This is a genomic window from Butyrivibrio fibrisolvens, assembly GCF_023206215.1.
In the GTDB taxonomy this organism is placed as follows: domain Bacteria; phylum Bacillota; class Clostridia; order Lachnospirales; family Lachnospiraceae; genus Butyrivibrio; species Butyrivibrio fibrisolvens_C.
Genome location: NZ_CP065800.1, coordinates 1,498,426 through 1,523,180, shown reverse-complemented (window position 1 = coordinate 1,523,180; position 24,755 = coordinate 1,498,426). Strand labels below are relative to the sequence as shown.

26 protein-coding genes and 1 pseudogene are annotated in these 24,755 nt (G+C 35.7%); 3 read left to right on the top strand and 24 right to left on the bottom strand.

The annotated features are described in order from the left end of the window. Positions 1-7 precede the first annotated feature (7 nt). Positions 8-958 (bottom strand): polysaccharide deacetylase family protein, encoded by a 951-nt coding sequence (locus tag I7804_RS06305; protein WP_248405490.1) that lies wholly within the window; start codon positions 956-958, stop codon positions 8-10. Between the two features lie 429 nt (positions 959-1,387). Between I7804_RS06305 and I7804_RS06300 the strand changes: the two genes are divergently transcribed. Continuing rightward, positions 1,388-1,810: a class I SAM-dependent methyltransferase gene (locus I7804_RS06300; RefSeq protein ID WP_282570521.1), complete on the top strand. Its 423-nt coding sequence runs from the start codon at positions 1,388-1,390 to the stop codon at positions 1,808-1,810. Between the two features lie 145 nt (positions 1,811-1,955). Beyond that, positions 1,956-2,852 carry a CatB-related O-acetyltransferase gene (locus I7804_RS06295; protein WP_248405489.1) on the top strand — a complete coding sequence of 299 codons (897 nt, stop codon included), beginning with the start codon at positions 1,956-1,958 and terminating at the stop codon, positions 2,850-2,852. Here I7804_RS06295 and I7804_RS06290 read toward each other — a convergent pair. The 18 genes and pseudogenes from I7804_RS06290 to I7804_RS06210 form a co-directional block, all read right to left on the bottom strand. After that, positions 2,842-3,993 (bottom strand): glycosyltransferase family protein, encoded by a 1,152-nt coding sequence (locus tag I7804_RS06290; protein ID WP_248405486.1) that lies wholly within the window; start codon positions 3,991-3,993, stop codon positions 2,842-2,844. The two genes, I7804_RS06295 and I7804_RS06290, sit on opposite strands and share 11 nt — an antisense overlap. A 151-nt stretch (positions 3,994-4,144) precedes the next feature. After that, positions 4,145-4,969 carry a flagellin gene (locus tag I7804_RS06285; RefSeq protein ID WP_248405484.1) on the bottom strand — a complete coding sequence of 275 codons (825 nt, stop codon included), beginning with the start codon at positions 4,967-4,969 and terminating at the stop codon, positions 4,145-4,147. Between the two features lie 546 nt (positions 4,970-5,515). Beyond that, the gene (locus I7804_RS19385; RefSeq protein WP_420314862.1) at positions 5,516-5,674 is read right to left on the bottom strand and encodes an AAA family ATPase; all 159 of its coding nucleotides are present in this window, start codon (positions 5,672-5,674) and stop codon (positions 5,516-5,518) included. Between the two features lie 39 nt (positions 5,675-5,713). Continuing rightward, positions 5,714-6,538: a flagellin gene (locus I7804_RS06280; protein ID WP_248405483.1), complete on the bottom strand. Its 825-nt coding sequence runs from the start codon at positions 6,536-6,538 to the stop codon at positions 5,714-5,716. A 122-nt stretch (positions 6,539-6,660) separates the two neighbouring features. Then, positions 6,661-6,930 (bottom strand): hypothetical protein, encoded by a 270-nt coding sequence (locus I7804_RS06275; protein WP_248405481.1) that lies wholly within the window; start codon positions 6,928-6,930, stop codon positions 6,661-6,663. Positions 6,931-6,956: 26 nt separating this feature from the next. Further along, the gene (locus I7804_RS06270) at positions 6,957-8,489 is read right to left on the bottom strand and encodes a motility associated factor glycosyltransferase family protein (protein WP_248405480.1); all 1,533 of its coding nucleotides are present in this window, start codon (positions 8,487-8,489) and stop codon (positions 6,957-6,959) included. Then, entirely contained in the window at positions 8,473-8,745 is a 273-nt protein-coding gene (locus tag I7804_RS06265) for a hypothetical protein (protein WP_248405479.1), read from the bottom strand. Before I7804_RS06265 ends, I7804_RS06270 begins: the two co-directional genes overlap by 17 nt. Further along, positions 8,738-9,612: pseudogene (locus I7804_RS06260) on the bottom strand (nucleotidyltransferase family protein). Before I7804_RS06260 ends, I7804_RS06265 begins: the two are co-directional and overlap by 8 nt. Before the next feature lie 345 nt (positions 9,613-9,957). Beyond that, a complete protein-coding gene (gene fliS / locus I7804_RS06255; protein ID WP_248405477.1) occupies positions 9,958-10,383 on the bottom strand; it encodes a flagellar export chaperone FliS in 426 nt (141 codons plus the stop codon). Positions 10,384-10,753: 370 nt separating this feature from the next. After that, complete coding sequence (locus I7804_RS06250; protein ID WP_248405476.1) at positions 10,754-11,989, bottom strand: methyltransferase domain-containing protein; 1,236 nt, start codon at positions 11,987-11,989, stop codon at positions 10,754-10,756. A gap of 41 nt (positions 11,990-12,030) precedes the next feature. After that, complete coding sequence (locus tag I7804_RS06245) at positions 12,031-14,892, bottom strand: glycosyltransferase (RefSeq protein ID WP_248405475.1); 2,862 nt, start codon at positions 14,890-14,892, stop codon at positions 12,031-12,033. Between the two features lie 256 nt (positions 14,893-15,148). Continuing rightward, complete coding sequence (locus I7804_RS06240) at positions 15,149-15,628, bottom strand: hypothetical protein (RefSeq protein ID WP_248405473.1); 480 nt, start codon at positions 15,626-15,628, stop codon at positions 15,149-15,151. A 7-nt stretch (positions 15,629-15,635) separates the two neighbouring features. Further along, positions 15,636-16,040 carry a flagellar export chaperone FliS gene (gene fliS / locus I7804_RS06235; protein ID WP_248405471.1) on the bottom strand — a complete coding sequence of 135 codons (405 nt, stop codon included), beginning with the start codon at positions 16,038-16,040 and terminating at the stop codon, positions 15,636-15,638. 31 nt (positions 16,041-16,071) lie between these two features. Further along, entirely contained in the window at positions 16,072-17,598 is a 1,527-nt protein-coding gene (gene fliD / locus I7804_RS06230) for a flagellar filament capping protein FliD (RefSeq protein ID WP_248405470.1), read from the bottom strand. Positions 17,599-17,820: 222 nt separating this feature from the next. Then, positions 17,821-19,008 (bottom strand): glycosyltransferase family protein, encoded by a 1,188-nt coding sequence (locus tag I7804_RS06225; RefSeq protein ID WP_248405468.1) that lies wholly within the window; start codon positions 19,006-19,008, stop codon positions 17,821-17,823. A 73-nt stretch (positions 19,009-19,081) separates the two neighbouring features. Then, positions 19,082-19,297: a carbon storage regulator CsrA gene (csrA, locus tag I7804_RS06220; RefSeq protein WP_248405467.1), complete on the bottom strand. Its 216-nt coding sequence runs from the start codon at positions 19,295-19,297 to the stop codon at positions 19,082-19,084. A 33-nt stretch (positions 19,298-19,330) separates the two neighbouring features. After that, positions 19,331-19,789 carry a flagellar assembly protein FliW gene (gene fliW / locus I7804_RS06215; RefSeq protein WP_248405465.1) on the bottom strand — a complete coding sequence of 153 codons (459 nt, stop codon included), beginning with the start codon at positions 19,787-19,789 and terminating at the stop codon, positions 19,331-19,333. Positions 19,790-19,860: 71 nt separating this feature from the next. After that, on the bottom strand, positions 19,861-20,355 hold the full coding sequence (locus I7804_RS06210; RefSeq protein WP_248405464.1) for a flagellar protein FlaG: 495 nt from the start codon (positions 20,353-20,355) through the stop codon (positions 19,861-19,863). A 746-nt stretch (positions 20,356-21,101) separates the two neighbouring features. On the opposite strand from I7804_RS06210, the gene I7804_RS06205 reads away from it, so the two are divergent. Further along, the gene (locus I7804_RS06205) at positions 21,102-21,662 is read left to right on the top strand and encodes a DUF4231 domain-containing protein (RefSeq protein WP_248405462.1); all 561 of its coding nucleotides are present in this window, start codon (positions 21,102-21,104) and stop codon (positions 21,660-21,662) included. Positions 21,663-21,781: 119 nt separating this feature from the next. Here the strand turns inward: I7804_RS06205 and I7804_RS06200 are convergent, their stop codons facing one another. From I7804_RS06200 to I7804_RS06180, 5 genes are all read right to left on the bottom strand, one after another. Further along, positions 21,782-21,937: a hypothetical protein gene (locus I7804_RS06200; RefSeq protein ID WP_248405461.1), complete on the bottom strand. Its 156-nt coding sequence runs from the start codon at positions 21,935-21,937 to the stop codon at positions 21,782-21,784. Positions 21,938-21,956: 19 nt separating this feature from the next. After that, positions 21,957-22,181, bottom strand: coding sequence for a hypothetical protein (locus tag I7804_RS06195; RefSeq protein ID WP_248405459.1), 225 nt, complete (start codon positions 22,179-22,181; stop codon positions 21,957-21,959). Between the two features lie 695 nt (positions 22,182-22,876). After that, entirely contained in the window at positions 22,877-23,593 is a 717-nt protein-coding gene (locus I7804_RS06190) for a YjjG family noncanonical pyrimidine nucleotidase (protein ID WP_248405457.1), read from the bottom strand. A gap of 146 nt (positions 23,594-23,739) precedes the next feature. Then, a complete protein-coding gene (locus I7804_RS06185) occupies positions 23,740-24,186 on the bottom strand; it encodes a GNAT family N-acetyltransferase (protein WP_248405456.1) in 447 nt (148 codons plus the stop codon). Between the two features lie 54 nt (positions 24,187-24,240). Beyond that, positions 24,241-24,720, bottom strand: coding sequence for a GNAT family N-acetyltransferase (locus I7804_RS06180; RefSeq protein ID WP_090163844.1), 480 nt, complete (start codon positions 24,718-24,720; stop codon positions 24,241-24,243). Positions 24,721-24,755 lie beyond the last annotated feature (35 nt).

The window sequence follows — 24,755 nt, the reverse complement described above, 5'->3', positions numbered from 1 at the left end:
TTTGTTCTTAAAAGTTCATATACGTATTACTCTTCGGCGGAAAATCGTTACAATCAAGTCTCGGTAATTCGAATCTATTATCCTTATCTATATCTGCAACGGACACTTTGGTTGTTATTGCCATGGAGCAGTTATTTCTACTGATCAGATTTATAACATCTTCGTTATAATTTCCATAGGGGTAATTCATTACCCACCGATTTTTGTCTATATATGGTTCCATGACTTCGAGCGCCTTCATCACGTCATTTTCCATCATTACTTTCTCTAGGTTCCCAAGCCAATAGTGATCATATCCATGGATTCCTATATACATCCCATGCCTTTTTAGTGTCTTAATCTGTTCTTCTGTCATATACAATTCATAAGCCAGCTTTTCCTCTGAAACGCCTACATATTTCTCAAAAAGATCACTTGCTATCCGATTCCTAACCTTTTCTGGAAGAGCCATTTGGAGCATTCGCTTTATAAATATTATTTCCGCCGTATCAAATCGATTGGATTTGGCATATTCTTTGAATAACTCGTCATTTGGCGGATAGTCATACCCATCTCTGTAATAATCCATTCTTTCATATACATCATTAAGCAGCTCACTGATATTTCCCGTACCCGCCAAAATATAATGAATTTTATTAACATCTAACAACTTATGCTCCACAATTGTCTTTCCCGGAATAAAAAAAGAGCCCTGAAGTCCGTTTTCTTCTAAAATCGGAAAGGCATATGTAAAATTATCAATATATCCGTCATCAAAAGTAAGTAAGCATGAATTCTTCTTTAATTCGCATTTGCCATCCAGCGCATCGAGTACTTGTTCCATTTCAACAACATTAAAGTTTTCTTTCAAAAAGCTTATTTGCTCTTTAAAAGTTAATACATCCATTCCTCTTATTTCTGGGTATCTGCTGTGCAGAAGATCTCGTGTGTAATGATACATTACAATATATAAGTTCATACTATAACTTGTTCACTCCTTGTATTAACACCGATCTATGTCGTTCTTGGCACGGATTCAGCCATTCCTACATTTCCTTCTATCATCGCTAGTCATTGGAGTCTGCTTATTGAGCATTTTATAAGACACCAATGTAACAAAAAAGCATGTACTATTTAAAAAAGCAATTCCTATCAAAGCAATATCTTTACATCGTCATAAACTCTATTACGTATATTATATTATGTTATAATGTATTTGAAAAGAAATATAGCTTTACTTAAATAGAAACCAAAAACTATTCTAATAAGAACATTATCAAATAATAAGTACTAAGCTTGACAAAACATGAATATAACAAAAGAGTTATGGACTATTGATAGACAAAAAACGATTTAAAATCCCCCCAAAGAAGCAGTTGTTCTTTTTCTTTATCATAATCGTCAAAGAATTAGTAAGTCTGGTAAAATTTGTGATTTTGGCTGTAGAAGCGGCCGAAATATAAAAGTAATGGCAGATTTAGGGCTACATATAGTCACAATAGATTATAATGAAGAGTGTATTCAATTAGTCAAAAATAAGCTTCAAGGATATAAAAATATTCAGTATATTGTAAATAAAGAATTAGACGTTCCTGTACAAGTTTGCAGTATAGATTGCATCGTGGCATGTGAATCATTGTTTTATCTCGGAAAAGAAGACGAAAGCATACTGTTCGCAAATCTTATAAAAAGATTAAAGCCCCGTGGTATTCTTTACGCAGACTATAGGGCAGAGGATGATCATTTACTCGAAAAAGGTGAACAAATCGAAAAGAATCATATTCAGAGTGATGAAACCGAAGGTCATTACAAGTATTATAAAAAACGTTAAATGCTTATTTTATTAGTATATGAGCTAATTAAACACCTTTTTGACTATATTATAAGCATTTTCTGAAATCTTCATTTTTTCAGAATCACGATTTATAATTTAGTCATACCCCTTATCGTTCTCATATATACTAGGAGATAAAACTATGAAGTGCATTTTGTTCCTTGAAAGCAAATTTTTAAGTTTTTTTAAAGATCTTTGTGACTTCTCAATAGCTGAAATAAATCTTCTTAGAATATACGACGTAGATGGTCAGGTAAAAGACTGCATGGGCTTTAACCTGACATCTTTATCTGAGATTGCAAGTACGCCGGAATTTGATATTGCAATAATTCTATCAAGTCAAGTAGTTCATTTAAAAAACATTATCAATGCATTGGCAGGTGACAGGGCTAATTCAATACAAATTATAGATATTTATTCAAATACCGACATCATTTTTGACGGAAACGGAAAAATGATGTGGCTTAAACATATTGTAGAACTTCAGCAAAAAAAGCCAGATCCAGCTATTGCAACAATCGGAGACTTTTCCTATTATACTGATCCCATATTTATGAGAGAGCCTAATATACCAGCAAAACTAAGAGTAGGAAAGTTTTGCTCTATAGGGCCAAACAATCTTTTTCTCATCGGTGAAGAACATCAAAAATCAAGAAATACAACATACCCATTCGATGAACTTGGGGGAATGGATTTTGTGCAGAATGAAAAAAGTATATTTTCCAAGGGTGACATCGTCATAGGAAATGATGTTTGGTCAGGAGCAAATGTTACGATTTTGTCTGGAGTCGAAGTCGGAGATGGATGCATTATTGGTGCAGGAAGTGTTATAAGTAAAAATACTACCCCCTACAGTATCGTTGTAGGTAATCCCGGAAAAGTGGTTGGACAACGCTTCTCAGATAAAAAAATAAATATGCTCCTTGAGATGAAATGGTGGGATTGGGATTATCGCCACATTTATGATGCCAAAAATCTTATTCAGAGTGATGATACTGAAAGTCTTTACGATTACTACTTAAAAAATGTCAAAGATTAAACATTTTTTTAAGTGCACTTGGATAATTAAACTCCTTTTTTACTATGTTATAAGCATTCTCTGAAATCTTTATTCTCTCAGAATCATGCTTTATATAATAGTCAGTTTTGTCTATACACTCTTCTATACTTGTATACATAACTACATCCCTACCATCTTTAAAGTTTTCTTCTATTTCAGGCTGATATGAACATAAAGCAAAGCTATTGCATCCCATAATATCAAGTACTCTTAAAGGGATTCCTGAACAATTGCCACGAAATGTTGGCGCAAGATTAATTTTGGCTCCTTTAAATACTTTAGGCATTTGAGTCAGATAATCAACTTTACCGTGTATTTTGGCGCTAGATAGAATTCTTCTTTCATCTTTGTTAATATCATCTGTATAAAAGTGAGTATTATACCTGTCTCCAAGAAGCTTTATAATAGTCATCCTGTCAAGATAAGACACCTGACTGGCTACGGAATAGATCAATTGTTTTCTGGAAGGCTGAATTGACCCAGGGTCTATTTCTCTATATGTCTGACATATCTCATCAGTCAATTTGTCTGTTATTAACTGATCTACAACATATGCCTTATAGATCTTGCGCTGATTATCTATAACAGCATCGATATAAGCTTTCTGGTATTCATTCATCCTGGTTTTCAATGTCGGAAGGGTACTACGATACAAGGAACCTATAAATGCAATATCGCATCTATATTTATTATAATCAGTAACCTTATCCCATCTGTTTGCATTAACAGCAAGCGGCATATGGAAGACATTGTTAAGTCCTTTATTACGATAGTTCTCCACATCATCTTTACTAAAAAAATATATATAATTGGTATCAAAATCCATATACTTCTCTGAGGGAAGATTGGGAGGACTGTCATATGACCAGGATATATACGGTATCCCTACATTATGAGCTGACAAAGCCGCAAGCGGCCAGAAATTCGTTGTATAAAGGCAGTCATAATTACCTTCTTTTAGATCATTTTCTATGCTGTTAAGTAGATTGTCATCATCATATCTGTCCTGATCATTTGACAAGTATGATATTCGCATGCAGTCATAGCCCATACTTTTTAGAAAAAAATATATATCATCATCTATATATGAGCCAAACAAGGATCCAAGAAGAATTTTCATGATATTAACCTACTATCAGTATATGTCCTTAATCTCATGCAACAAGCAACATAGTACTAATCGTTCAATATTAAAAATTATGCTCAAACTCTACGCCAAAATCCCCGGAGTATAAACTGCCGGGGATCTAAATATTTGTATACTATTTATATTACTGAAGGAGCGACAGAACTCCCTGATTGGTTTGGTTGGCCTGTGCCAGCATGGACTGACCAGCCTGAGCCAATATGTTATTGTTAGAGTATCTAACCATCTCTTCAGCCATTTCTGTGTCACGAATCTGTGATTCTGCTGCAGTTGTATTCTCTGCGATATTGTCTAGATTCTTGATTGTATGTTCTAGTCTGTTCTGAAGAGCACCAAGTGTAGCTCTCATCTCAGAGATGGAATTAAGAGCAATTTTTGAAGCACTTATTGTCTTAAGTGCAAGTGCATGTGAGGATACCTTAACATTAGCAGAAGAAACACCTATCGCACCTGCACTCATAGCAGGAATCGATACTGTAATCTGGTTCATAGAATCTGTTTCTGAACCAACCTGAAGCTTTTTGCCTGTAAATGAGCCATTAAGAAGTTTCTGGTTGTTGAATTCAGTTGCTGTTGCTGTACGAGTGATTTCAGTCTGTAGCTGATCAACTTCTTTCTGTATATAACTTCTATCATCTGTTGTAAGGGTATCATTAGCAGCCTTAACGCCAAGCTCACTCATACGCTGAAGCATATCCTGAACTTCCTGAAGAGCACCCTCTGCTGTTTGAACTGCAGATATTCCATCCTGGGCATTATCAGATGCCTGTGTAAGACCTCTTATCTGTCTTCTCATCTTTTCAGATATCGCAAGGCCTGCTGCATCATCTGCTGCTCGATTGATTTTGTAACCTGATGAAAGCTTTTCGGATGACTTTGCCTGACTATCAGTCGTTATGCCAAGCTGTCTCTGTGCATTCATTGCTGTGACATTGTGTTGTACTACCATATTAATTTCCTCCTTGAATCGGGGCCCGCTTCCCTGCAGCCACTCTCCTTTTAACTATATGCAGCCAACTTTGCGGATTCCTTTCCAAGGCTGAAACTTTCTTACACTCTTTATATCGGAGTCAAAATAGGAAACTTTATAGTTTTATCGTAAAAACATTGATTAATGCCACAAAAAAGAGTATAATATTAATTTAAAAAAGATTCAGATAAATATCATCTGAATCTTTCTTCATCTATTATATCGGCTTTATTTTTATAAAGTTTACATTTATTCAATGGTAGCGATAATCTATCACTATTACTCTACAATCCATTCTGTTAATTCTTTACTTTCAGAGTCAAAATTAACACCTATTTTTAAAACCTTACGATTGTCCGATATATACGGCTTAACATAATTTTGATTTTGGATCTGTTCAATGAAGAGCACATAATACACTATAGGGATTATATATTCCGGCTCATTCAGAAGAAAAGTGATCATCCTCATAACTGTGCTTTAATTTTTCTAAACATGCTTCATTTGAAATACCAGTTTTATCCTCTAGTTTTTTAACTCATAGGAAAAATTATCTATAATCTCTCTTTCTGTCATGCCACAGATTTCGTTATAATCTGTATCCATAGAAATATCATTAAGCTGATTTAAGTCACTGAAAGAAGCCCCGGTGTTGTTTCCGGGGCCTCTTTTGGTAGTTGCAATTATGCACTTTGAACAAAAGATATTCTAAAATTAGAGAGATTAGCCAAGGATTGAAAGAACGCCCTGGTTGGACTGGTTAGCCTGTGCAAGCATTGACTGACCTGCCTGAGCAAGGATGTTGTTATTCGAATATCTAACCATCTCTTCAGCCATATCTGTATCACGGATCTGGGATTCAGCAGCTGTTGTATTCTCAACGATATTGTCAAGATTCTTGATAGTATGCTCAAGTCTGTTCTGCATAGCACCAAGTGTAGCTCTCATCTCAGAAATGGAATTAAGAGCAACCTTTGTATTGCTAATAGTTTTAAGAGCATTAGAATGAGTTGTTACCTGAACATTAGCTGAAGCAACACCGATTGCTCCTGCAGACATGTTGCCGATAGAAACAGTAATCTGATTCTGTGAATCTGTCTCTGAACCAACCTGAAGTTTCTTGCCGGTAAATGAACCGTTGAGAAGTTTCTGGTTGTTGAATTCAGTTGCAGTAGCTGTACGTGTAATCTCAGTTGAAAGCTGATTAACCTCTTTCTGAATATAGTTACGATCACTTGATGTAAGAGTATCATTAGCTGCCTTTGTGCCAAGTTCACTCATACGCTGAAGCATATCCTGAACTTCCTGAAGAGCACCTTCAGCTGTCTGTACTGCAGATATACCATCCTGAGCATTGTCAGATGCCTGTGAAAGGCCTCTGATCTGTCTTCTCATCTTTTCAGATATTGCAAGACCTGCTGCATCATCTGCTGCGCGGTTAATCTTGTAACCTGATGCAAGCTTCTCAGATGATTTTGCCTGAATACCAGTTGTGATACCAAGCTGTCTCTGTGCATTCATTGCAGTTGTGTTGTGTTGTACTACCATAGTTTTTTCCTCCTTGAAAAGAACTTTGAAAGCATCCGTGCTTTCAATTTGCTGTTTCGAGCAGGTTGTCCTGCTCCTTTACAACATAATTATCGGTAGAATAATCAGATTCTTAACCCTATCTACCAATATTTTTTTATTAATTTGATAATTTCCGAGATGTTTTCTTTTAACATCCCCATATAATCAGCTGCTGATAATAGAACTTCCTCCATTGGCTTTTCGGTATCCATTACTATATCTTTGAAACTATAATCGCTCTTTTGACCGAATAAAGTCACAAAGTTATATAAAGGTTCATTTTGCTCCATCTTATTTGCTTTACTTACTATTCTGTATACTTTATTAAAGTCATCTGTCTTAGTCACACCTTCTTTAATAAAATCATTCATTTTCCTATAGGCATTTTCATATTTCGTCAATTTTTTAGAAAATATAGTGAGTTTTTGGGAAGCTCTTTTAGGCTATTCTCACATTCAATGGTTTGCTTTTTATTTAAAGAACGTGGCAGATTACTGATAGCTACATCTAAGTCCATAACACCTGTACAATATTTAGAAATTGCATCTTTCAAAGTCATCAAAACGGAGCCATTTATTCTTGCACCTCCCTCTGTAGCATTTACTACTGTAACTTTTTTACCGATTTCCTGAATTTTATTTTCAAACCATTCAAGGTAGAATTTCATCTGATGGTCGGTACTTAGCTCAGAGCCATCCCATCCCTCTACAGTGCAGGTAGAACGCTGTTTGACCTGTTCAGCTGTTTCCTGTAAAGCAAATCCTTGGGCATGTCCTACTCCACCGGTAAATGCAAGATCCTGGCCGACCAGTATTATGGTCTTAAAGCCTGCCATAAGCAGAAACGAAAATGCGCTCGTGGATACGGAACCTCCTGATTCAGATGCAAGTAAATCATGTGATGAATAATCTTTTAGTAATGAATTGCCTATTACATAGCCATCAGCAAAATCAAAAATAATATTGTTACAGTTCTTAACTACCTCAGCACTTGATACAACTGTTGCTATTATAGGCTTTGATAGTACTGTAGTATCATCAAAAACAGAAAAGGGTTTTACAGCATCAATTGTATATCCTATCTGGTAATTGATTCCATTAAAAGCCATAGTCTTAAGCGCAGAATCTACAACTACTATAAAAGCTTTCTTATCTGCCAGCTTAAGATCTGCGATGTTCTTATCAAGTGACGGCCCTGCACTAACAAGTATTGCCGGATATTTATTGAGCTTTTGCTTTTTGATCCTTTTTATCAGTGTATATAAATCCGGACGTTTGATAAAATAGGGGATATTATGAACTATATTGATATTGGTGCTGTCATTCATAAAGATAGAAGTATTCCGGGAATAGATAAATGTCTTAACAACATAGTCAATTGTATTGATGCACTTCCTGCATTCTTCATTAAAAAGTACATCATAGCCCGGACTTATAAGATATTTTATGGCGGTTTTCATCCCGGCATTAATAGAAGAGCCTATGACCTGTCCCAGTTCTGATATTATCTGCTTCTTGCCGGCAACTATTATGCAATTCTTTTTATTAAGAAAGCCTGAATAGTCAAATTTCTCCATATTTGCACGCAGCACTTCTATATCCGGTTCCAGTAAAAGTAATATGTCATTGTCGTATAGCCTGTCCAGAAACTTTCCGGCAGCCCGTCCATCTCCAATGCCAAAAATACAATAAGTCTCCATAGGCTTTATTTCATTAAAAAACAAAGAAAAGCACTCTGAAGACTTTTCTGCGTCCACTTTACTTGAAAGGGCATATGTATATCCGTCTTTTGTAATACATGGTATGAGATTATCATGCATATCCTTCATAAAAGAAACATTTTTGGATATTTTCACCTTATCCATGTCTTTATCAGACAAAAATGCCCCTTTTTTTATGGCCCGGATATTTCTTTCATATGTTTTGCTCATAAAGTCTATCCTTTATCATGACAAGCGTATCTGCCATCCCTATGCAATCAAGGTGCTTATATGCATCTATTCCTTCATTGATAATATCTATCATTTCAACATAATCAGAATTTCCTGTTGCAACATATGGAGATATTATCGCAATGATTCTTTTGATAACATCCATATATTCGTCCATTCCTTCTTTTTCTTTATTTTGATACAAAAATGTACTTATACGATCTATATCATCTATGATATCTAATGTATCATTCAACCACATCACCCCCTGTGATTCTGTCTTCCATCTTCTTCAGTTCTTCGAACTGACCCATATCCAGAAACGAACCTTCGCCAATCGGGTAGCTTCCAACTTTGATATTCTCTTTCTGCAACTTTGAAATAAGATCGGTCATGTGAAAAAAGGTATCTTGAGGAATAAGATTAAGATACTTAGCATCAATTATGTACATTCCTGTATTTATGAGATAAGACAGCCTTGGTTTTTCATCAATTCTATCAATTACTCCATCACTTGATGTCTGTATCACTCCATAAGGAATTACAGTATTCTGTACTGATGCTACTATTGTCATAGCATTACCGGAATCTAAATGACTTTTTATAAAGCTTTGTAATCTGTATCTATAAGAATATCGCAATTAGTCACGATTACAGGCCCATTTAACTTGTCATCTATGAGGCTTATACTTCCGGCTGTCCCAAGTGGTTTGTTCTCTTCAACATAATGAATCTTATAGGCAGGGCTTATATCATTAAAGTACGATTTTATCATCTCTTTTTTATAATTAATTGTGATATAAAACTCACCTGCACCATAATCGCAAAATCTATTTATAATTCGTTCTAATATTGGAATATCGCCTATAGGTATAAGCGGCTTTGGCAGAATTTTAGTATATGGATAAAGTCTTGTTCCCTTTCCTCCTGCCATAATAATAATAGGGATATCATTCAAAGTATGATCTTTCCTTGCACGATGACGGAAGTCATCTAAAAAGACTATATCTATAATTCTTTTATCGTTATCAACTATTGGAACAGACCTAATTGTTGCTTTCTGCATAAGTCTTGGTGCAAGCGCTTTATCAGCCACAGTGAGGGTTATAGGATTTTTGTTCATAATATCGCCTGCAGTCCCATTCAAGTTACCGGTCTTCATGATCCATCTTCTAATATCTCCATCAGAAATAGAGCCGCAAAGCTGTTTACGACTTCCTAAAATGTACAAACATCCTTTTCTATTAATGCTGATTTTGTTCATAACTTCTGCAAGCGTCAGATCCTTTGTACCTAAAAATTCTTTTATTGAAGTCTCCATGCAATCCTCCGATCATGAAGCTTACATAGATATTGGTTTTTATTTTTCCTTTTATGCATATTTATCGGCTTTTTATCCACAAAAATTAATGAAAATAAAGACCGGCTAATTTACAAAAAATATAGCCGATCTTTAATAATCATTATTTCAATTATTTCCAGATTTATTCATATATTGATTTGGAATAGGTATATTATTGGCCTTCATAACTTCAATCCAAGTATCTCTTACAGAATGCAGATGTTTGTTAACTTCTTGCAATACTTCAATATCTTTGTGCATATTAGCTTCTACAAGGCGTCTTGTAAGATACACATATATATTCTCGAAATCCTTGGCAGTAGAATACTTCATATTAAGAGTTTCCCTTAGATAGGATATTATATTCTGAACCTTCTTGATATTATTATGTGCCGTTTCAATGTCTTTTTTTTCAATTGCACTTTCTGCTCTATTACAGAATTTAATTGCCCCTTCATATAGCATAAGTGTAAGTTCAGGTCCAGATGCAGACATAATTTTATTATTAGCATATTGTGAATATGGGTTTGTCAGTGCCATTTTTAACCTCATGTCGCGAGTGAAACGAGTGACTAATGGTTCAAATTGGTGGAGCTCGCGACACCAATTTGGGTTTGAAAGTGGAACACTTTCAAACCTATCCTCCTAAAAAAGTCAAATTACTAATGATATATTCGTCTTTTATTCTTCCAAGAGCATCAGGCTTTATATACATTTATTATTTCGGCTAATTACTCTCATTTATCAAGCATTAGATCATCAGTTTCCTCAAAATTGCTATAATATCAAGTATCCTCTTCATAAACAACCTGATCAGCTCTTACTAAATATTGAAATGTTTCATACATAAATCTTTCGGGTGTATCATCAATTTGAAGAAGCTTATCTATAATGTCACTGTCTTCTGTGCTTATAGGAGAGCTTATTCCACTAATACTAGTATTGAATCCGGCTTCTTTAAATATTTTTTTATTTCGTTATAAGTAAAAAAATGTATATGAGTTTTATCTAAAAGCCCCGTTTCAGTATAAGTAAAATCGCCATGAATAAGCTGTTTCATTACAGATATATTCATAAGATTCGGTATACTTGCTATTATTTTTCCATCCTTTTTAAGGTATTTTTTTGCATATCTAAGTGTCTTTAAAGGATCATGCAAGTGTTCTAACACATCACCGAAAATGATATAATCAAAGCTCGACTCAGGTATATCCAAATCTTCAGATTCTATATTGGCAACAAATGCTTTATCTATGATATGTTTTGCGATTTCAATTGGATCAGGTGCAATATCCACACCATATGTAATAGAATTGGGATAATTGTTTTTTATAATATTAAGGGTTGCACCACAATCACATCCTATTTCCATTACAACTATGCTTGAATCAGTCGGTGCTTCTATTAGCGGAAGTAAATTCATATTGCCATCGACATTAAAATAATGCATATGATAATGATCTTCTGCTTTTACACAGTCCTGTCCATAATGTATCAAAGAATCATTGTGTTCATAGCTTATATCATTATCTCCATATAGAACTGCACTACGACAAATCATGATAGGAATATCTTGAAGCAGAAGTTTTATTGAAAGAATCTTAAAATTCACTATAAGAGACCAGATATCGTCTTGAAAGCCAGATATTTGCTCATAGCTATCAACCGAAAGCATTACTGCTCCTGTATTTATTCCCATCGTACGTTCAGCTATATCACCAAAATGTTCATTTGAATACGCAACTGCTTTTTCATAGCTATCAATAATTGATATCGGCTGCTGTGAATAATTATCAGAATTAGTTACTATAGAAGCTATCGCACATGTTTTACTATAACTACAGGCCATATCTGATAAGCGTTCAAAATAATAAGGTGTGATCATAAAGCCGGCTCTTAATATAATGAAATACGAATCAAAATCAAATTCTTTTATCACCTGATTTAAAACACTTCCCCATGGCTCCATACCATTTTCAAAGTACACATACGACAGATCTGTATTTTCTTTTATCCATTCTGATAATCCATCAGTCGAGGCATTATCAACAACTATCACTTGAAGGTCTTCTATTTGGGCAGCATGCTTTCTTATACTATCTATTGTTTTTTTTACCTGACTGAATGAATTATGTGCAAGCACCAATACCGGTAACATACATAATCTCCTTTATATGTGATCATCGATATAGTCAATCTTCATATTCTTTTGGATAATTCATCTACTTTGTCATTTATGACTTCACATATTCTACCTGCAATTTCAAACTGAATATTCTTACTATAATGATTTATATTGTCTGCATAATCATCCCGGCATTTAATGAATTCTGATGGATTTATGACTTTTACATTCGGATGTCTATCAGCAAAATCAATAATGACAGGCTTTATGTTTCTATAAACCTGAGCCATTTCTGATAGTTCCGGGCCTTCATCACCAAATGTTTTTTCGCTTCCTGTTAACAAAATAATTGTCGGACTACCTTTTACATGATTTACAATAAAATCCAGATTCTCAATTAGCATAGTGGGTGCTATAGCGCCGATAAATTTCCACTTTTCTGAAAAAAGTTCAAGTTCTTTTCGTGTAAATTTGTATCCGTGATTCTGAACTCTCCCGTTTATCAAATCATCCCACACATCCGGATTTGTTATGTCAGTCCTCTTATCACTAAAACTAATATATCTGCCTGTTTTTTTGTTTTGATATAGTCCTGCATTGAGATCCTGAAGTAGGCTATAGCAAATAATATGATATTCGCTCTCAAATAATTTAGTGGTAAAATCTCCATCTGACAAAAAAGGCGCGGATGTAATAATATCATCTATTTCCTGCTGCCCCAATTCATAGCTTTCTCTGATATGTATCGAATGGTTCTGACCTGTTGTTACAACACCATTATCATTAACATAATTGAACTCAGTAGTAATACTTCCACCTGATAGATAAACTTCTATACCGCTCAAGTCACAGGGGCCTTTGAACAGAATACGAATTTGACCTTGTTGATTAGTAGTACTATCTCCTTTAAAATCATTCTCATGTATCCAATCTACTTTTTTATTATGCGTAAGTGGTATAACCACAGGTTCTTTGATGGTAAATTCAGGACAGCCGATTGCATTATAAATATATTGTTCTATCCCCATTCCAATTATCCGACAAGAAAACAAGAAGTGCTCCAAATGCTTTTCTCGCCTATTGTAGCAATAGAATCCAACTATACCATAGTCTCCAAATCTGTCCTTTACTCTAATATAGGCACTTTCATTCCAATCATTTAATATAAGAGACTTGAGTAATTTCTTATCATCTCGATTCTTAGTATAATTAAGTTGATTGGTTCTGGATACAAGTTCTGATATTCTTTCTATTTCATCAAGACAATTTCTACATATAGTAACTTCTATGTTGCTTTCTCTTAGAAAAGCTTCCTTTGAAGTGCTGACTTTTTCAGCTAATCGTTTTGATTCTAGTAACTTATATTTTTTTAATCTATCGTGATCAGGGTCCGCTTGTAAAACATTACCATAATGCGCATCTAAATATGGTATAAAGTCAGGCAGAGCCGTCATTAAATCTTTTTCATATGATTTAGCTTCCTCAAGATTATGGGGATTATCATCTATAAATAAGACATTACCAGCCCTAAGCCCCATGTTTTTTATCTTGGATTGAATCTGAACACCTTTATTATTCCAATTAATATCATTGAATACGAATAGATCTGCTATACCTGCTTCTGACAGTTTTTCAAGTACATCCTTTTCATTATTTTTTGATGATATGCTGTTTATTATTCCACAATTAGTCAAGGTTCTAACTAGTTCAATATTTGCTTCAACAAAATCTATATCTCCTTCACTAAGTGTTCCATGCCAGAATGTATCATCAAGATCCCAGATTACCATCTTAATTTTATCAAAATCGAAGTTTTTATATGACGAAGGTGCATTAATTGTTATACAATTCGTATTACATATCTGGTCAATTATGTTATACTCGCTCTGTGATAAAGAAAAATCCGCTGATTCTGAATCATATACAAGAATATCAAAGCTAACATTCTTTTCATTTAAACGAAGTTCTTCAAGGCTTTCATATATTGTCTCTGTCTTACTTGCAATATCACGCAAATATGGATTTCTTTCAATTCCATAAACTTTTGCATTCTTAAAAACACTCCTTATCATTTTCAGATCAGTTCCAAGTCCGCTCCCAAGTTCAAGAAAATTGAAACTACTATCTGAATCATAAGAAATGTATTTAAGTAAAGCTTCATTATAATCTGAATACTTAAGAATATCGAAACCATATTTTTTATAAAAAAGATTTTGATGCCTTATAAGAATGTCGCTTGCATCACTATTTTGTATAAAGCTCTGGCTTCCGGCATGATAAACAAAGGCAGATCCAACACATATCAACCGATAGCCAAGCTTTAAAATTTGCATTGAAAGCGCATCATCTTCAAAATATCCAGGTGTAAACTCTTCATCAAAGCCCCCAGCCTGTTTAAATATATTGTTTTTTACAAGAAGGGCAAATCCTGATAAGCGTACACGTTCTTCATAAATTGGATTCTCAACATTGTTTAATTGCTGTCCATAATCAATATAATCATCTACTGTATCAAATATGATATTCAGTTGTTGATTGTTACCGGCATAATTAGATACTGCTCCTGCAGCGCCAAAATCTTCAGATGAATAGAGTGCTTTTTGCAAATTTCTGATTGTTCCCTGGCATATACGTGTATCATTATTCAAAAAAAACAAGTCAGCATCTTTATACTGTGTATCGCTAATGGCTTTAGCACCTTGATTACAAGCTTTAGCAAATCCATAATTTTCAGAATTTTTAATCAGAATAATATCTTCCTGCGCCTCAAGATATTCTATAACTCCATCAGTAGACGCATTATCCACAACCACGATCTTATAATCACAGTCAGCATTTTTTCTGATACTATCAATACAATTACGCATGAGATGTTTGGAATTATATGAAACTATTATAATTGCTATTTTATTTGAACACTTTTGGGTATTAATCATCTTTTAACCTCATGTCGCGAGCAAAGCGAGCGGCTAATGGTTCAAATTGGTGGAGCTCGCAACACCAATTTGGGTTTGAAAATGGAACATTTTCAAACTTAATCCTCTTGATATGTGATTATTTATACACTTATGTATTACTTTTATCAAAAACTCACTATCACTATCAATTTCGGATAAATAACATAATTTAATGAGGTCTGACCACCAGATCAGACCTCATTAATATTTTTCTTTTTACTATAATACTATTCAATTAATTCTTTTGATCCATGAACTGCGGAGGTATATCTTTTGAATTACTCATAGTCTGATAGTAGTTAAATGCAGCTATAGAGTTCTTTTTGCCTGTAGACATCTTCGCCCTCTCATAGCTAAAGTACTTCTCAGCCAACGACTTATTATTGCGTTCCTGCGTTTCTATCAACTCTCCGGCAGCTGTGATTTCTCTTATCAACTTCTGCATGCGATCTATTTGGTTAAGATATAGATCTTTCCGATCTGCAACTTCCAGCTTTACTCTATCAAAAAGTGCTTGAAAACCATCATCTATAGCATTAAGTTCATCTATATATTCTCCCTTGATGTCCAATGTTTTATCAAAAGCATTAGAATCCACATTACCAATATCTGATAATATTCTGCTTTGCTTAGTATTCTCTTCCTGAATCATTAGCATTATTCCAAGCTTCCTTTTCAGACTATCTTCAAGTATATCAAGAGCTTTAGCCGTCATCGAATATTCAAGCCTCCTTTACCGGAATATTATTGGCTTTCATTACTTGAATCCAATTATCTCTGATTGCATGCATATGCTTATTGATTTCAGCTACTATTTCTCTATCCTTAGTGACATTAGCTTCTACAAGTCTTCTTGATATGTATGAATACATATTTTCAAAATCCTTAGCTACTTCATACTTCATATCAAGTGTATTCCATAGATATTCTATGATCTTTTCTGTTTTTTTAATATTAATGTGTGCCTTCTCAATTTCTTTCTTCTCTATTGCTACGTCAGCTATATTTAGAAATTTGATAGCTCCGTCATATAGCATTAGTGTAAGCTCAGGGCCACTTGCCGAAATTACTTTATTATTTTGGTACTGTGCAAATGCGGCTCTTTGTTGTGCAGTTAATTGTGCCATTTTAAACCTCGCACTCTATATATCATGAATCTCAACTTCCAAAGAACCCGGATAGTGAACTGCTGTTACTGTTAGTTTTAGCAAGGGCTGTCTCCATAGATGCAAACTTCTTATACAGCTTATCCTGCATAGCTTCTAATGCTTTCTGAGCGTTGGATATCTTAGTATTATAGGAACTATACTGAGATGCCATAAGCTTATCCTCGTATACTGTATAAGCACTACTGTACTCAGTTCCTTTCATAAGATCTGACAATTTCCCATACATGCTCTTGGAAAATTCTGTAAAGAACTTACTTACAGTATCAGGATCAGTCATTATCATTGCACTTAGTTTATCAGTATTAGCACTTGTAGTGCTGTCGTCTTTGTCACCATCTATATGTAGCAGATCCCTCTCGTTTTCTTCAGAAGTAAAATAGCTGCCTGTCCCAATTCCAAAATCTGTCAGATATAGTTTAGTTGTTGTTCCGTCCTTATTAGTAATATCAAATCCTGAATTAACTATACTTTTAAGTCCGCTTCTAATGCTTCCTATAGTTTCATCGCCTGATAGAAGACCATCTTTAATTTTGGTTTCCCACTCTTCAACCTCTTTGTCAGACATTTCACTCTTCTGATCATCAGTGAGCATTGTATATTTTTTAGCCTTATCTGCATTGTACAAAGTGGAGAATTCCTTCATCAGGCTATTGTACTCTTTGATCATATTCTTGATATTGTCATATATTCCACTTGTATCCTGCTTAGTTGATAATGTAATACCGGAAGCAACCTGATTAGCAGTAATTGTGAGTCCGTTGATCTCAAAAGTATTATTATCTGATGTATATGTCTCTCCATTGAGCACTATCTCTGCGCTAGAACCTTTGATATAATTGGATCCATCTTCCTTCTTAGTAAGGCCTAGTTTAGTCATTGCTGTTGTAGACTCATCATCTAGAAGCAGATCAAATGAAGCAGCTTCTCCAGTTGTCTTGGATGAAACATAAAATCTTCCGTTCTTATCATCAAAGTTAAAATTAAGTTTGGTTCCATCAGTAGATGTGGCATTTTGAAGCTTAGTCAGAACAGAACCTATTGTATCTCCTTCTTCAATGCTAACTTCCAGAACATTACTTGTATCTCCACCAATAGAGAATTTAAGCTTATCGCCTGCTGAAAGTCTCAGTTCTTCTATGGTAGTACTCTTAGTAGCCTTAGTATCTCCTACCTTTACTTCCTGACCGGTCATATATGCCGCTTTAGCAAGACTGTTTATATCAAGAGTCTGGGTAGTATCCATAGCATTAGTACCGGTTATAACAGATACGGCATCAGCATTGGATGCTGTTGTGGTCTTCTTAGTATATGCATCAGAGAATCTCATATTACTGAGTACACCATTGTAAAATGAGACCACCTTTTTGTTTAATTCCTTCCATTTATCCTGCTTCCAGGTAAGCTTCTTCTGATCTCCTGTAAATTTATCAACTTTGTCTTGTTTGTTCTGTGTAAGGGCAGTTATGATACTCTCTGTATCCAGCCCGGAATTCATTCCTGTAATTCGTAATGGCATAGCACAAATCTCCTTTCTCAATCCGTGAGAGTGTTACATGGAAATCCGTTTCCACATAAGAGCTTATTGATAACAGCTATTAAGCAAAATTATAGAATATGTCTATACATGCTTTCTCATCTTCTATATCGGCTCAATAATGCATAACTATTAGATTATTTGAAAAAGAATATGATTTATTTAGTATTTTCTGATATTTTTATTGGCAGTTTCATCTACGTTTTAATCTAGACTCAAAATTGTAGGTAATAATCTTGTATATGAAAAATTTTCGAAAACCTTCTGCTGCCCTCTTCTGGCAATCTCTTGTCTTTCAATATCGTGTTTTAGATAATAAGCTGTTTTCTCAATCATATCTTCAGGTGTATATGCCATTACAAGATCTTCTCCGTCTATAAAATACTCTGCGATCTCTTGGTGATAGTCGGTGATGACAAAGCCTCCTGCTGCCATTATATCCAGCACTCTAAGAGGTACTCCTGACAGGATGCTCCTAAGTGTGATATTCAGATTGATCTTGCTACGTCTAAAGACTCTTGGCATCTGGTTGTAATAATCTGCTACTCCCAGGTTACACACGCCTTCTATGGGTCTTGCTCCCGGCATTGTATATAAGACTGTATTAAATCTTTGGCCCATCTTCGTAAGGATATTACGACGTTCGTTAACTGTGACTTTCTTCCTAAGGATGTCTCTTATAACTCTTTCGTAGTCCATCTCATACTTGCCGGTTTTTTCGAACTTTATATATTTTAAAAGGTTGGATATATGAGCGTTTGTAATGGCTTTTTCATCTGTAAAGAGGTCATGACCGAATATCTTCTCCTGCGCCTGTATTACAAGGTCTATGTATTCTTTTAGATCAGGCGGCAGGTATCTGACCTGATCATAGAAATTGTATTCATTGTCATATAGATTGCCAAGAAAGCAGACATCATGCTGATAGAATATATGTCCTGCTGTTTCACAGTCCATCTTCTCACAGAGTTTACTAAGTCTTATATCATTAACTCCAAGGGGGGAATACTTTATTGTCTTTACTCCTTTGTCTTGCATATATCTGCATAGTATTTTGTCAAAGACATATATATTATTTACATCATTACTTGCTGTATGCGAGTCAAGGGTATAATGGGGACAGTCGAAGACCCAGGATACATATGGCATGTCGTACTTACTGCATAGCGCTGATAGGTTGGGAAAATAGTCAAAGGAATATAGAAGGTCATAGTATTTTCTACCACCTTCTTTTTTATAAAAATAAGTCTTTAATGTGCCTTCTATTTCCGGTGTGACATCGAAACCTTGCAAGTTAAGTCTTATTGTGTCTACCTGATGTCCCAGTCTTCTCATGGCATCCCGACAATCTTCACCATTGAATTCGTCCCAGTCATAATAGAGTATTCTCATATATGGTCTTATGCTCCAAAAAAGCGCCCCGGACTAATAGTCCAAGGCGCGTGATTTTGATCTGTCCCCAGGATTACAAGAGCTTTTTCAGCGCCTCAATCTGGGCTATATCTGTAGCTTCCTTGTTCTCATTTTGAATCTGGATATATACCTCTTTTCTATGTATCGGAATTTCTTTGGGTGCTGAAATACCGAGCTTGACCTGATCACCTCTGACATCCAGGATAGTTACTTCTATATTGTTACTAATTATGATAGCCTCGTTCTTTTTTCTAGATAATGCCAGCATATTCTCTGCCCCTCCATGGTGTCTTCTAAGATATCATCCTTTTGCTTCTTTATTTTTTTTCAAGATATCATAGATAGGGAATTTAACCGGATAATCTTCATTATCAACGATACTCTGCGACGCCTTCATATCTTTAGTATTGATTATGATAGGTCCCATTAGGTTTACAGTCATCTTGGTAAGGTCATGAGGAACCGTAACTGTTACGAGGACAAGCATTTCCTGCTCATCAAGATCTCCAATCTCTGTAATACCATTCTTGTCAACTATAGGTTTATAATCAGGACATACAATGAGCGGATCCAATACAGGAAGGGCAAATTCAGGCTCATCTATAGATTGAAGCCACTTAATAGTACTAGCGCTCTCACCTTCATCATACATAAGGGTGAATTTCTTAAGATCAGGAAAGCCTATGATTCCATTTGGAAAAACAATGATCTTACTATCGTCAACTTCTACTTCACCAAATACTCTTGTTGTTAGCTTCATGTTGTAACCTCCATGGGTTGTGAATAATGCTACATATTATTGAATCGGGTGGAACACATATATATTTAATTTTATTTTCTAGCGTCTACCATGATGCCTGCAAGTTCCCAGGCTTTGGCGATCATGTCAAGGGTCTTGTCCGGTGGAAATTCCTTAACTACTTCTTTGGTATCCTTGTCTACTATTTTGATGGTTACTCTGTTAGTCTTCTCATGAAATCCGAACACTGCCTCAGTATTAGCTGTCATCTTCTGATTGATGTTGGCTATCGCTTTACTGATCTTCTCGTTCTTCTTCTCATTCTGCTCTTCGACTAGTTCACGCGCGTGCTGAAGCTGTGCTGCTGCTTCATTTGGGTCCTGACCTGCTTCGTTGCCATCTTCCTGAGAGTATGGTGCTACATTAGTTGCCTGCTTGACTGTTTCTACTTCCTGAGCGAGCTGATCTGCTGCATTACCGGCAGTATCTACTGTCCTTGCGCCTTCTCTTTCTTTCTGTACAGGCTGTACCTGCTGCATCTGCTGTATTTGCATTATATTAGTCTGTTGTATTGAATTGATTGCCATAATATATCACCTCCATGTGTGACTGATTACGAGCTGCATTGTGTGCTTCCTTGGTAGCAGCTTCTGTGGAAACCTCCCTGTTTCCGCTCATAATCTTATGTTTATATGTAAACATATATATAAACAAGCTTGGAATAAGAACTTAATGGGTTATATTCCTGCCTGATTTGAAGGATAATAACCAATTCTGCCATATAAATATAGCCATAGAAGACGGCATAATAATACACCTATTGTCTTCTATGGCTTATATCGGATGATTTTTTAAATTATTTACTGAAAATCATATAAAAACATCAAATAATCAAAAAATATTCTTTATCTTTTGGGGATTATCTTTTTGAATAATCTTTTTTGAATAATCTTTGGGAATCATCTTTTGAAGTCATCTTTTGGAAGTTATGTGTGAAAATTCAGAAGCTATATTCAGATATGCTTATATAAAGATTTGGCAAAAACATTATCTTCAGATGATTGGACGTTCACGCTCTTTGTGAACTTTTATTTCTTTTTCAGTTACTCATTATATAATTTTAAGTGTGATTATATACGTTATTTCATTTTACAAAATGTGTGGTAATCACTTTGTTTTTTTATCGACTTGTTTGTGTGTGCTCTAGTTTTGCTGTTTATTATCTTGTTTGTGTGCTCTCGATTTGCTGTTTATTATCTTGTTTGTGTGATCTTGATTTGCTGTTTATTGATTTTATGAGTGCTAATGTTTAATTGTTCATCAGGAGGTATATATGTCTGATACTGCAAATATGTCATACTCTGAAGATCATAATACTGCTAAGCTTAAAGAACTGGTAAAACTACTGGAAAATGAACAATATCTTTTTTTGTTAAAATCGGTTCCAAATGATGCAGAACGTACAAGGATCGGTCTGATTCTTGATTACTACATCAAAAATGCTAATAAAAATCGAAAATGCCACCGTCTGTTCTCTTCGCTTGGAGTTATCATTCCTGCGCTTGCAACTTTTGTGTCTGTATTCTCTGGCGCAGAGATATTCCCATGGTTTAGCAGATACATGGTTCCTTTCATGACTGCGATAACTTCTATTGTTGTGGGTATCAGTTCTACTTTAAAATTCACAGATAAGCACAGAACTTATAGAAACTGCGCAGAAAGCATCAAGCATATCCTTATGGGATATACTTGCGGGCAGGGAGATTTTGCAGGGCTTGATAGAGAGCAAAGAGAAGCCCTTCTATATGATCAGACTGAGAAGATAATTCAGGAAGGATCTAAAGAACTTGGGAAGATCGACAAGGGGCTTGCTATACGGGAGGAGATTAGTTAATTGAATTCTCCAGCAAACTTTTAATGAAGCTATATATCTTCTTTTGATATCAGCTTCAGCTCTCAGCTGCGATCAGCATTCATTGGAATTCCTTTGTCATAAGATATTATTTCGTGCTATCACAGAATTCCTAATCCTGTTTGTCTTATCTCATTAAGCTGCTCTGCGCTCAGTGTACCCGCCTTGTAAAGTTTGAGATATTCATTTTCAATTGACGAGTCAAAGATCAGCAGATCATCAGTATTTATGGTAACCCTGACACCATTCTCTATCAATGTCCTTATTGGATGTGTTTTATAATCCTTTGCAAAAGGGCTTTATAGATGACCTAAACCATGTCTGCATGCCATCAAGTCCTTCAAGATGCTGTGGCGGCTCTGGAATGTTAACATGGAGGTGCTGCGCAAGCCACTCCCTTCTGCATCCTTTGGCTGAGTGATTATGGAGGTCACTTTTAGGTACAGCTAAAAGTTTGTTTATATCGTTTTCTTTTAAACCTTCTACAAAAATATTCTCCACACCAATTCTCCTTCTAAGTTTTTCGATATTGCAGTATTGTAACAAAACAGGTTCGCCTCGTAAACAAATACACGCAAAAAGACCCGGTACTTTCGTACCGAGCCTTTGAAATCTGTAATAACAGATGATTATCTCTTTGAGAACTTTTTCAATCTCTTAAATGCCTTGTTTTGGGCATTTCTAGGGCGAGTTGCTGTTTACCTGCTGCGTACGGTAGAAAGCTCAGGGCTACTGTATGCGGCTGGTGGCAACTTTAATAACCGCGATCAAAAATAATACTCTGATTTTACTTTCTACTCATTAAATCTTTGTCTGTCTTTTGTAAGATTATCTTCCGGATAACGCTCTATCGTTCATCCCGGCGAATTTGAAGTTATTTTATTGTAGTTTTAAAAATCATATTCTCCATTCATATCCTTTGTTATAACTTCATAAACTATCTTGGCAGCCTTAATTTCATCCTGATCTGGATGCCCTTTTGATATTCCACCTATTAGTTTCAAAGGGCCAAACGTATCATACCCAGCGCATCCATAGCTTCCTTCGACTTTACAATTCTTACTCTTCAGTACTTCCTTAATATGATCACAATAATAAATACTTCTTAAATTTCTATTTCCACAAGTGTAAAGAAGAAATACACTTTTATTAGATGGAAACTTATCACTTGCAACAAACTTTTCTATATTCCGATATTATTTTCCAACCCACTTCAAAAGCACTTCGTAAAGCTCATCGAAAGAGGAGGCACAATAATTGATATTGTAAGCTTTCTGCGCTTCTTCGATATCACCGTAGGGCATGAACCACACAGATGCCAACGAAGCATTCTTAGCGCCCTGCATATCAGAAGAAAGTGAGTCACCTATCACGATACATGTCCTCTTCGGCTCATTCACGCCTTCAAGCACCATATCAAAAAACTTTTTGTCTGGCTTTGTTACGCCCATCCATTCACTGACATAAACCTTCTCGAGATACATATCGAGACCTGTTGACTTTATCCTTCCCTCGGCATTGATAGTCGCGCCGTTAGATATGATATAGCACCTGGAATCTTGGATGGTATCTTTAAGCTTGCTCATGAACTCAAGCGCACCCTCAATAAGCACGCCGTTCTGCGACATCGTATAGATGAATTCGTTATTTACAGTAAGCGGATTTAGCTCGGAATGGCCTCCCTCACAGAACTCAAATAGGTCTGTAAACCTTCTTATAAACAACTCGGTCCTTGTGATGGTTCCCTTCTCAAGCTCAAGCCAGAGAGCCTTATTGTACGCTTTAAAATGGTCATAGCATTCTTCTGTGAACTTCAGCCCGCATTCTGTAATTACTATCTCTAGCGCTTTTCGCTCAGAAGCATGGAAGTCGAGCAGCGTCATATCAAGGTCGAACAAGAAATTATGATGCATATAGATGGTGATACTCCTTTTGAATATTTTTACCGCAATATAAAGATGGAGCATACGGAACTCGAACCAGGGATTCCCTTAGCACCAATGGACATATTATCTTTCGAGTTAAAGTATGATCATCTCGAGAAACCCGAATTTTTCATTCATATAGCAATTCGAAAAAGTTGGTTAGCGGGACCCTGTATAGGTTCAAAATCAGCAATTTTCTCAAAGCCATATTTTTCGTACAAACCATGGTGCTCGCTCTTAAGATACACTTCTTTAAATCCAATTTCTTTAGCATAGTCAAGGGCGAACCTTATCATTAATTCTGAAATACGCTTCCCCCGATAATGTTCGTCGACAAAAACTAAGTTTATAAACGGACTAAAGTCATATTCCGGTGGCATCATTGTCCCTTTTTCTTCAAATACACAAAAGCCAACCACATTTTCTTCGTCAGTGGTAATAATAACCCTTGCCCAATCAGCAAAACTGTTTAACCGCATCCTTTCCGCTAAATGTGTCCCCGCAATCCAGGAGCATTTTTCTGAAAATGCAATCGTCTTCTCCCACAAATATTCCCCTTTTTTTATAGATTGAGCTTTCATCTAATCGTCTCCTCAAATACCGGTTTTCGTTCTATATTATCCCGCAAGATATTCCTACAGCTCATGGTAGTAAGGGCAGATATTTTCATAATGTCCGTCCTTCATTCTGAATCCCCCTGGTATAGTACCAAGCTGTTTAAATCCAAGTCGTTCATACAGATGCCTTGCGTGAACATTACTCTCTACGACAGCATTGAACTGAAGCACTCGAAATCCCAACTCTTTTCCCTTCTTCAGGCAATCCGTCACAAGCTGTTCTCCGATATGCTTTCCTCTTGCATCTCTTGATACGGCATAGCTGGCGTTGCAGATATGTCCGCATCTTCCGACATTGTTGGGATGAAGGATATAAAGACCGAAAATCTTCCCATTCTCCTCCGCAACACCTGTATGACTCTGGGAAGCAAAGAACTCCGCACCACCATCCAAATCAAGCATCTCTTCCTGCGGAAAAGCGATGCCATCCTCAACAACCTCATTCCATATTCTTATAATCTCAGGCAAGTCCTGACTTTTGTACTCTCTAACAATCATTTTCCTTTATCTCCATCGTGCGATAAACTGGAAGT